This is a genomic window from Streptomyces sp. NPDC126497 (genome assembly GCF_040302425.1).
In the GTDB taxonomy this organism is placed as follows: domain Bacteria; phylum Actinomycetota; class Actinomycetes; order Streptomycetales; family Streptomycetaceae; genus Streptomyces.
Genome location: NZ_JBEORT010000134.1, coordinates 6,662 through 16,306 on the forward strand (window position 1 = coordinate 6,662; position 9,645 = coordinate 16,306).

The window sequence follows — 9,645 nt, forward strand, 5'->3', positions numbered from 1 at the left end:
CGCCTCCGGCTCCGGTTCGGCTTCGGGCTCAGGCTTCGGCTCAGCCTTGGCCTCCGGCTCTGCCTTGGCCTCCGGTTCGGCTGCGGCCTCGGGCTCGGGGTCGGCGGCAGCCTCGGGCTTCTCTTCGGGCTTCGCCTCGGCCGCGGGCTCGGGGGTCGGGGCTGCCCCGGGCTCCTGGGCGGGGGCCGGGGTGGAGGGGTCGTCCGAGCGGGTGGGGCGGGGGACCGCGACGCCGTCGAAGGCCGCGGAGACCAGGTCGTGCTCCTCACGGGGTTCCGGGACCGACGCCGTGGGGGAGGACGGGGTGGGCTCGGGGGACGGGGACGGCACCTTCGGGGCCGCGGGTGTCTCCGTGGCGGACTCCACGGCCGGCTCCGCCGGGGCCGTGCCCGCCGTTCCGACGGCGTCCGCCGCACCCCCCGCTTCGGCGGACTTCGCTTTGCGTGACCGGCCGAACGCGTTCCGCAGGAGAGTGAGAATGCCCATGTGCGCAACCCTTCGCGTGAGTTGATGCCCGTTAATCCCTGGCCAGGACGGACACGTAAGGTTAGCGGCCCGCAAGGGCGATCTTGGGCAGGGTGGGGTCTGCGGAATCGTATATGTCAAGGGTGTGATCCGGCCCGGCAGACCTTCCCGGATGCTGCCGCAGGTTCACCCGCCGTTCACCCGGCCGCCCGGCTGCCGCACGTATGTACCCCTACGGTCACGCTGACACCACGGGTACCCAAGGAGAGAGAACGTGCGAAAGCTGCTGCCGTTGATCGGAACGCCGTCCGGTTCCCACCCCGGCGGCCGGTCCGCCATGACCTGTCGTTTCCGGTGTGGTGACGCCTGCTTCCACGAGGTGCCCAACACCAGCTCCAACGAGTACGTCGGCGACGTGATCGCCGGCGCCCTCAGCCGTCGCTCCATGATGCGCGCCGCCGCCGTGGTGACCGTCGCCGCGGCCGGCGCCGGAGCGGCCGGCGTCGTCGCCGCGCCCGAGGCACGGGCGGCCGCGGCGCAGGCGGCCGTGGCCGGGAAGGGCCGGCGGCCGCACACGTCCAAGGGCGCCCGCGGGCTGCGGTTCACGCCCGTCGCGCCGAACACGAACGACGCCGTGACCGTGCCGGAGGGCTACCGGCAGAACGTCGTCATCCGCTGGGGCGAGCCCATCCTGCGCGGCGCGCCCGCCTTCGACCCGGAGAGGCAGAGCGCGAAGGCGCAGGCCGGGCAGTTCGGGTACAACTGCGACTTCCTCTCGTTGCTGCCCCTCCGGGGCGAGCGCGGCCGGCAGCTCCTCGTCGCCAACCACGAGTACACCGACGAGATCCTCATGTTCCGCGACTACGACGCCGACAACCCCACCCGCGAGCAGGTGGAGATCGCCTGGGCCGCGCACGGGCTCGCCGTGGTCGCGGTGGAGGAGGACCGCGGGAGCGGCAGGCTGACGGCCGTCACCCGGCACCGGCTCAACCGGCGGCTCACCGCCACCTCCGAGTTCCGGCTCACCGGCCCCGTCGCCGGGTCCGACCTGGTGAAGACCTCCGCCGACCCCAGCGGGCGGAAGGTGCTCGGCACCCTCAACAACTGCTCCGGCGGCACCACCCCCTGGGGCACCACCCTGCACGGCGAGGAGAACTTCAACCAGTACTTCGCCAACGGCGGCAGCGCGACCGACAAGCGGTACGGCATCGGCACCGGTGCCACCGAGCGCAAGTGGGAGCGGTTCGACAAGCGGTTCGACCTCGCCCAGGAGCCCAACGAGGCGCACCGCTTCGGCTACGTCGTCGAACTCGACCCGTACGACCCCGACTCCGTCCCGCGCAAGCACACCGCGCTCGGCCGGTTCAAGCACGAGGGCGCGACCGTGCGGCTGACGCACGACGGGCGCCCGGTCGTCTACACCGGCGACGACGAGCGGTTCGACTACTTCTACAAGTTCGTCGGCAGCAAGAGGATGCGGCACGGCGACAGCCGCTCCGCCCGCGAGCACAACCTCTCCCTGCTCGACGAGGGCACGCTGTACGTCGCCAAGCTGACCGGCGACTCGCCCGCCATCGAGATCGACGGCACCGGCAGGCTCCCGAAGGACGGCGAGTTCGACGGCGGCGGTCAGTGGATCCCGCTGGCCACCGCCACCGCCGACGGCGCCGTCTCGCACGTCGAGGGCATGACCGCCGAGGAGGTCTTCGTCTTCACGCGCCTGGCCGGTGACAAGGTGGGCGCCACCAAGATGGACCGGCCCGAGGACATCGAACCCAACCCGGCCACCGGCAAGGTGTACGTCGCCCTCACCAACAACTCCAACCGCGGCAAGACCGGTCACGCCGCCGCCGACGAGGCCAACCCGCGCAACGCCAACAAGCACGGCCACGTCCTGGAGCTGACCGAGCGCTGGAACCGGCCGGAGAGCACCCGCTTCGCCTGGTCGCTGTTCCTGGTCGCGGGCGACCCGGAGGACCCGGCGACGTACTTCGCCGGGTTCCCGAAGGACTCCGTCAGCCCCATCTCCTGCCCGGACAACGTCGCCTTCGACGACCACGGCAACCTGTGGATCTCCACCGACGGCAGCGCCCTCGGCTCCCACGACGGCCTCTTCGGCGTCGCCACGCGCGGCGACCGGCGCGGCGAGCTGAAGCAGTTCCTGACCGTGCCCACGGGTGCGGAGACCTGCGGCCCGGTCGTCCAGGACCGGCGGGTGCTGGTCGCCGTGCAGCACCCGGGCGAGGTGGACGGGGCGACCGTCGACAAGCCCGCCAGCAGCTGGCCCGACGGGCCCGGCACGTACGTCCGCCCGGCCGTGGTCGCGGTGTGGCGCGCGGACGGACGGGACATCGGGGTCTGAGGACGACGGGGTCCGGTACGGGGGCCCGGAGCAGGGGTCCGGGAGCGGCCGGATCAGGGGCCGGGGACCAGGTCCTGATCCAGCCACTCCAGCCACTCCCGGTACGCCGGAGCCTGCCGGGCCACCTCCCGGTACGCCTCGGCCAGATCGGGATAGACGCCCTCCAGCTCCGACTCCGTGCGCGCCGCCAGCAGCAGCCGTACGCCGAGCGGGTCGCCGTGCAGCCGGCGGACCGCCGTCTCGGGGCGGGAGGGCGAGGTCGGCTGGCACACGGTGACGACCTCGCCGATGGCGACCAGGGACGCGGCCGTGTGGTAGTCGCCGTGCAGCACGCGCGGGCTGATCCCGGCGGCGCGCAGGACCCGGCGTACGGCGTCCCACTCGCCGTCGACCGCCGGGTCGACCATCCAGCGGTCGCCGGCCAGGTCGGACAGGCGGACCACCGGGCGCGCGGCGGCCGGGTGGTCGGCCGGGAGCGACACGCACTGCGGTTCGCGTTCGACGAGGACCCGGGTGCGCAGGCCCTCGGGGACGCGCAGCGGGAAGCCCTCGACCTCGTGCACGAAGGCCACGTCGAGCTGGCCGTCGGCGACCATGCGCAGCAGGGCGTTGGCGGAGACGTCCATGTGCAGGGTGGGCTCCTGCCAGTGCCGGCGCAGCCGTCGCAGCCAGCCGGCCAGGGCCCGGCTGGCGGTGGAGCCGATGCGCAGCTGCCGGCCGCCGACGGCGGCGGCGCGGGCCTCGGTGACCAGCGAGCGCAGTTCGGTGACGAGCGGACGGGCGCGGCTGAGCACCAGCCGGCCCAGCGGGGTGGGACGGCAGCCGGTGCGGGCGCGCACGAACAGGGCACCGCCCAGCTCCTGTTCGATGCGCCGCAACTGCGTGCTCAACGAGGGCTGAGCCACGCCGAGTTGGCGTGCGGCTCGGTGCAGACTGCCGGTGTCGGCGATCGCGCACAGCGCCCTGAGGTGCCGGACCTCAAGCTCCATGCCCTGGGAGGGTAAGGCGGAAGTTCAGGTTTCACCAGACACACAAACCCCGTCCGTTCAGGCGGAGTCGGGCGGGCGCGGACGGGTGTCCGGAGTCGGGCGATAGGGCCGTCCTATCACCGGTTGCCATCATCACAGCCGCCGCACGGGCGCACACACTCCTCGGTGACACGTGACTCGACCCCCACCACGAGGAGTCCCGATGCGCATGCGCATGCCCATGTCCGTACTCACCGCCGCCGGCCTGAGCCTCACGGCCCTCGGCTTCGGCACGGTCCCGGCGACGGCCGCCCCCGCCCCCGCGGACACCGCTTCGTACGCCGCCTACGACGGTTCGTCGGAGGAAGCGGCCGCCAACCGGGCCTTCTTCGAGGCCGTGTTGAAGTCGGCGGCCGAGAAGCGGGCCGCGAACCCGACGAGCGCGGCCACCGTCACCGTCGTCTACAACGCCTCCCGGGCGCCGTCGTTCGCCACGCAGATAGCCCGCAGCGCGCAGATCTGGAACAGCTCGGTGTCCAACGTGAGACTCCAGGCCGGTACGTCGGGCGCCGACTTCTCGTACTACGAGGGCAACGACTCGCGCGGCTCGTACGCGTCCACCGACGGGCACGGGCGGGGGTACATCTTCCTCGACTACCGGCAGAACCAGACGTACAACTCCACGCGGGTGACCGCGCACGAGACGGGTCACGTGCTCGGACTGCCGGACCACTACTCGGGTCCGTGCAGCGAGCTGATGTCCGGGGGCGGCCCGGGCCCGTCCTGCACCAACGCCTACCCCAACTCCGCGGAGCGGTCGCGGGTGAACCAGCTGTGGGCGAACGGGTTCGCGGCGGCGCTGGACAAGGCGGAGAAGGCGCTGCAGAAGTCCTCGCGGTAGCCGGTAGCCGGTAGCCGGTAGTCGGCAGCCGGCAGCCGGCAGCGGTGACCGCACGGTGTGGGGGCGGCCGGGGGGTGTGTCGGCTCGCGGCGTGTGCCGGTGCTGCCGCGCCCACCCTCCCCCACTCCCGGCCTCCCGGCCTCCCGGCTCCGCGCGAGCGGGGGACTCCCGTCGCCCTGGGGCACGACTGCCCGCGGCTACGGGGCGTGCAGGGTCAGGTCGACGACCAGGGCCCGGTGGTCGGTGTCCGGGAGGGCGAGGAAGCGGGCGCGGTCCGCGGCGAAGTCCTCGGAGACCAGGACGTGGTCGATCTGGGCGCCGAGGGCCGGGGCGGTGCGGGACGGCCAGGTCGGGGTCCGGTCGGCGCCGTCCAGGCGGGCCGCGTCGCGCAGGCCGGTGTCGAGGAGGCGGCGGAACGCGGCGTGGTCCTGGGAGGCGTTGAAGTCCCCGGCGAGCACCGTCGGGATGTCCGACGCGGCGGCCGCGTCCCGCAGCCGGCCGAGCTCCCGCCGCCACAGGCCCACCCGGCCGGGCAGCGGGGGCATGGGGTGCGCGAGCTGGAGCCGTACGGCGTGCCCGTCGACGTCGGCGACGGCGGCGGGCATGCCCATGGTGCCCGGGACGCCGTCCTCGGCCCGGAGCGGGAACCGGCTGAGCACGACCGAGCCCTCGGAACCGCCGCCCTCCACCGCCTCCCGGTGCGGATAGGCGTCGGCCAGCTCCCGCTTCAGCGCCGCGTCACAGCCGTACTCGCACTCCTGTACGAACACGACGTCCGGTTCCTCCCGGCGCACGGCGTCGATCAGCGCCTCGGTGGCCTGCCCGAACTCCACGTTGGAGGTCAGCACCCGCAGCTCGGCGACGGGCGGTCCCGAGGGGGTGTCCGTCCTCCCGTACGGCTCGATGAACCAGGCCAGCAGAGCGAGCAGGAGCACGCCCCACACCGCGCCGGTCCACCAGCGGGCGCGCAGGGTGAACAGCAGCCCGGCGGCGGTGGGCACCAGCAGCCAGGGGAGGAAGGCGAGGAGCTGGGGCACGGGGGTGACGCCGTCGGTGCCGGCGGTCCGGCAGCCGACGACCACGCTCACCCCGGTGAAGAGCAGTGCCGCGCACCGGGCGCCGAACCGTCGCCGTCGTCCCGCCCGGCCGGCTCCCTCCCCGGTGACCGTCGGGTCGGTGGTCGCAGTGTCCAACGTTCCGGCCTTCCGCTCGCGGGTGCGATGCCCGCATCCTCCCTCAAGCTCCCTCAAGGACGGGGGAGCGCGGCGGGGGGCCGCCGGGAACGGCCGGCCGGGGCGGCCGCGGGGGCCGGGAGGGCACGGCGGTCCGTGCGGCGGCCCGTCAGCCAGGAGGCCAGGGCCACCGCCAGGCCCAGGGCGAGGAGCAGCCAGGACGCCGTGCGCAGGGTGGCGGTGAGGGCGTCGTAGACCGCGGCCGCCGCCGGGCGGTGGCCGCGCGCGGCCAGGCCGTCCAGGGTGAGCCGGCGGCCGACGGCGACCGCGAGGGCGAGCAGGGCGCCGCCCAGCGCCGTGCCCAGGCCGGTCGCGGTGAGCGCGCGGCGACGGCGGGCGGCGACGGCGATCCCGGTGACGGCGAGGACGACGGCCGCGGGCGGCAGCCGGAGCGCGGCGGCGTCCAGCACGTGGTACCCCTTCCGGAGCCCGGCCACCCGCTCGGCCGGCACCACCGCGACCTCGGTGCGCCCGACGGGGATGCGCCGGGCGAACGGCAGGTGGTCGGCGGCGAGCCGCTGCCTCACCTGTGCGGCGACGGGGGCGAGGTCGACGGTGACCGGGCCCCGTGCGGGCGTGTCGTCGCGCAGGGCGCGCAGGACGGCGTCGTGGACGGCCCTGTTCCCCGTCTCCCACGCGGCGCGGAACGCGTCGGTGCGGGTGAAGGAGCGGATCGCGTCGCGGACGAACGGTCCGAGGACGGTGCCCGCCGTACCCGACGTACCGGCCGTCCGCGCGTCCAGTTCCCGTACGACCTCGTCCCCCACCGCGTCGGCGACGGCGTCGCGCACGTCGGGGTCGGCGGCCAGCGGTGCCACGGCGCCGACGTACCGGCCGGTGTCGGCGAGGCCGAACGTCGCCCAGGCGGCCAGGGTGCCGCAGGGGGCGAGCAGGCAGGCGAGGGCGACGAGGGCCGCCGAGAGGGCGTCGCGCAGGCGCGGGCGGCGGGGTTCCTGATGGAGGGACACCCTCCAGGCAAGGCGCGGGGCACCCGGGGCGCGAGTGCTGGGGCGCGGACGGGTGTACGGGGTGGTGGCGGGCCCGCGCCGGTGTCGCCCGGGGGCGGGTCGCGCAGCCCGGCCCCTGCGGGGTGCCTCCCCCGCCCCCGGCTCCGCTCGAGCGGGAGGTGTCCCCATGACCCCGGCGGCACGACGGCCCGCGGATCACGGGTTCACCTCAGGCGGTCGCCCGCCGCGTCCTCGTGGGTGTAGAAGCGGTAGAACATCGCCAGGAACACCCCCGCCGCGACCAGCAGGCCCACGATCACGGAGCGCAGGACGCCGGGGTCGGGGGCCTGGATGACCAGGAAGCCGATCGCGCTGCCGAGGAACGCGGCCCACAGCACCGCGTGCAGTTCGCGCCGCACCTTCGGGGCCAGGGCGAGGAGCGCCATGAACAGCAGGGAGAACACGACGCCGGCGAAGAAGCCGTACAGGAAGTTCTCCGCGGTGATCGGCCCGCCGTAGCGGCGGTTGGCGGCCACCCAGTAGCCGTACACGACCCCGGACAGGACGGGCAGGAGGACCTTCGCCGCCCGGTGGGTCCGTGGGCCGAAGACGTCGGGCGTGCGGGCCCGCTCGATCGCTCCCCGGGACCGGGGTGCCGCGTGCGTCATGGGAGCACTCCTCTCTCCTCGCCCCCGTCCCACCAATGCACACCTCCCCGGGCGCGTCGGCAAGTCGGCCGTGCGGACCCGGCGCCGGGGACCGGATGCGGGCGGCCCGGCTCCGTGTTTCGCTGGGGCGGTGAGTCCGGGCAGCGGGGGACACGGCCTGCACGACCGGTACCCCCCGGCCGGCCGTCGCGACGTCGTGCACCGGCACGAGATGCTGCGGCTGAGGGGCCGCAGCGTCACCTGGGTGCCGCCGTTGCTGCTGCTCACGGCCATCACGGTGGCCGACTACAACACCACCGGCGAGTTCCGGATCGTCTCCTGGATCGTGCTGGTGCCGGGCATCGCCTGCGCGATCTGCGGGGTGTGGGGCACGGCCCTGTTCGCCGTGCTCTCCCTCGTCGCCTACACCCTCGTGGACAGTGCCTGGCCGCACCAGTTCCAGGCGGGACTGCCCGACTTCATCCTCGTCGCCGCCGGCGGCGTCCTCGCCACGCTGGCCTGCGTGGTGCGGGTGCGCGGCGAGCGCCGCGCGCTGTACATGCGGGACGTCACCGACACCGTGCGGCGCACGGTCCTGCGTCCCCTGCCGCCGGACTGGGGCGGCCTGCAGCACGCCGGGGTGTACCTCACCGCCGACGCCCAGGCCCGCGTCGGCGGCGACTTCTACGACATCCAGCCGGGCCCGCACGGCACCCGGGTACTGGTCGGTGACGTCCAGGGCAAGGGGCTGGGCGCGGTGGAGACGGCGTCGGTGCTGCTCGGGGCGTTCCGCGAGGCCGGCTACCACGAGGCGGAGCTGATGGCGGTCGCGGACCGGCTGGAGGCCCGGATGCTGCGGCACCGCGAGTACACCACGGCGCTCGGCCGGGGCGACGGCGACCGCTTCGCCACCGCCGTCCTGCTCGGTTTCCCGGCGGACCGCACCGACGTGGTGGACGCCGTCGTCTTCGGCCACGAGCCCCCGCTGGCCGTCGGTCCCGGCGGCGTACGGTCCCTGCCGGCCGGCGGAGGACTCCCGATCGGCTGCCGCGACCTCGCCCCCGACCCGCCGCCGCTGTGCCGGGTGCCGGTCTCCGCCGACGAGACGCTGCTGCTGGTCACCGACGGCGTGACCGAGGCCCGGGACGGCGCCGGCGACTTCTACCGGCTCGCCGACGACCTGGCCCGGGCGGTGGCGGCGGATCCGCGGGTCGTCGCGCCGGGCCGGCTGGTCGCCGTCGTGCGGGACGGGACGCTGCGGCACAGCCGCGGACGCCTGGTCGACGACACCACCGCCTTCGCGGTACGGCCGATCCGCGCGTCCCGCGCGGCGGGGGGCGAAGGCCCCGAAGGGGGATGTTCACCCCACTGACCTCACCCCGCGCAGCCGCAGCGGTTACCGTGCTGCCGTAGGTGATCGACAGGGGGAGGGGACCATGCCCGGAACCGTGCTGCTGCTGGCGGCCTCGCCGCTGGGCCGCGGGCGGCTGGTGGACGCGGCGTCGGTGCTTCCGGTCCTCGCGGCGGTGCCGCCCGCCGTGCTGTCCGGCGCGGACACCGCCAACGTCGTCGAACTCGCCGACCCGCTGGAGCCGCAGGCCGTGCTGACCCGGCTGCGCGCCGCCGCCGCGGCGCCGGGACCGCTGACCGTGTACGTCACCGGGCAGCTCCAGCTCGACCGCCGCCAGCGGCTGCCGCATCTGGCGCTGGCCCGCACCACCGCGTCCACCGTGCGGTACACCGGACTGCCGTGGCACTGGTTCCGGGAGGAGCTGCGGTTGCGCCCGGCGGGCGCGACGACGCTCTTCCTCGACCTGCACGCCGACCCGGAGACCTGGCGGTCGCTGGGCGCGGCGCGCCCGCCGGGTCCGTTCCCGCTCGACTGCGGCCCCGACAACGCCGTCTACGGCCGTGTCGCGCCCCCGCCGCCGTCCCGTCGCGGGGTGGCGGCGCCGGAGTACATGAAGGCGGTCGCGACGATCCTGCGCAGCGGCCGGCGCCCGCCGGACGAGGAGCTGCACCAGCAGGCATCGGCTGATTTTCAGGGGTTTTACACTGTGTTTTAAGGTTTTTGATCTGCTATAGTTTAGACAACAACAGCGCTGCAAAAGCTTTAAAATCAA

The 9,645-nt window shown here is 74.5% G+C and carries 7 protein-coding genes and 2 pseudogenes; 4 read left to right on the plus strand and 5 right to left on the minus strand.

Features of this window, described 5'->3' with window-relative positions; translation table 11 throughout:
* Nucleotides 1-486, minus strand: a pseudogene (locus ABTY20_RS32535) (VWA domain-containing protein); the annotation flags it as partial.
* Nucleotides 487-739: 253 nt separating this feature from the next.
* Between ABTY20_RS32535 and ABTY20_RS32540 the strand changes: the two are divergent.
* Entirely contained in the window at nucleotides 740-2,827 is a 2,088-nt protein-coding gene (locus tag ABTY20_RS32540; protein WP_352000747.1) for a PhoX family protein, read from the plus strand.
* 53 nt (nucleotides 2,828-2,880) lie between these two features.
* On the opposite strand, the gene ABTY20_RS32545 is transcribed toward ABTY20_RS32540, so the two are convergent.
* The gene (locus ABTY20_RS32545) at nucleotides 2,881-3,816 is read right to left on the minus strand and encodes a LysR family transcriptional regulator (protein ID WP_352000748.1); all 936 of its coding nucleotides are present in this window, start codon (nucleotides 3,814-3,816) and stop codon (nucleotides 2,881-2,883) included.
* A gap of 202 nt (nucleotides 3,817-4,018) precedes the next feature.
* Between ABTY20_RS32545 and snpA the strand changes: the two genes are divergently transcribed.
* A complete protein-coding gene (gene snpA, locus ABTY20_RS32550) occupies nucleotides 4,019-4,696 on the plus strand; it encodes a snapalysin (RefSeq protein ID WP_352000749.1) in 678 nt (225 codons plus the stop codon).
* A 197-nt stretch (nucleotides 4,697-4,893) separates the two neighbouring features.
* Here snpA and ABTY20_RS32555 read toward each other — a convergent pair whose 3' ends face one another.
* From ABTY20_RS32555 to ABTY20_RS32565, 3 genes are all read right to left on the minus strand, one after another.
* Nucleotides 4,894-5,889, minus strand: a complete 996-nt coding sequence (locus tag ABTY20_RS32555; RefSeq protein ID WP_352000750.1) for an endonuclease/exonuclease/phosphatase family protein — start codon at nucleotides 5,887-5,889, stop codon at nucleotides 4,894-4,896.
* Nucleotides 5,890-5,942: 53 nt separating this feature from the next.
* Nucleotides 5,943-6,896 (minus strand): hypothetical protein, encoded by a 954-nt coding sequence (locus ABTY20_RS32560; RefSeq protein ID WP_352000751.1) that lies wholly within the window; start codon nucleotides 6,894-6,896, stop codon nucleotides 5,943-5,945.
* Between the two features lie 203 nt (nucleotides 6,897-7,099).
* Nucleotides 7,100-7,543 carry a hypothetical protein gene (locus ABTY20_RS32565; RefSeq protein ID WP_352000752.1) on the minus strand — a complete coding sequence of 148 codons (444 nt, stop codon included), beginning with the start codon at nucleotides 7,541-7,543 and terminating at the stop codon, nucleotides 7,100-7,102.
* Between the two features lie 211 nt (nucleotides 7,544-7,754).
* Between ABTY20_RS32565 and ABTY20_RS32570 the strand changes: the two genes are divergently transcribed.
* Both ABTY20_RS32570 and ABTY20_RS32575 read left to right on the plus strand, forming a co-directional pair.
* Nucleotides 7,755-8,894, plus strand: coding sequence for a PP2C family protein-serine/threonine phosphatase (locus ABTY20_RS32570; RefSeq protein ID WP_502991939.1), 1,140 nt, complete (start codon nucleotides 7,755-7,757; stop codon nucleotides 8,892-8,894).
* A 64-nt stretch (nucleotides 8,895-8,958) separates the two neighbouring features.
* Nucleotides 8,959-9,558, plus strand: a pseudogene (locus tag ABTY20_RS32575) (hypothetical protein); the annotation flags it as partial.
* Nucleotides 9,559-9,645 lie beyond the last annotated feature (87 nt).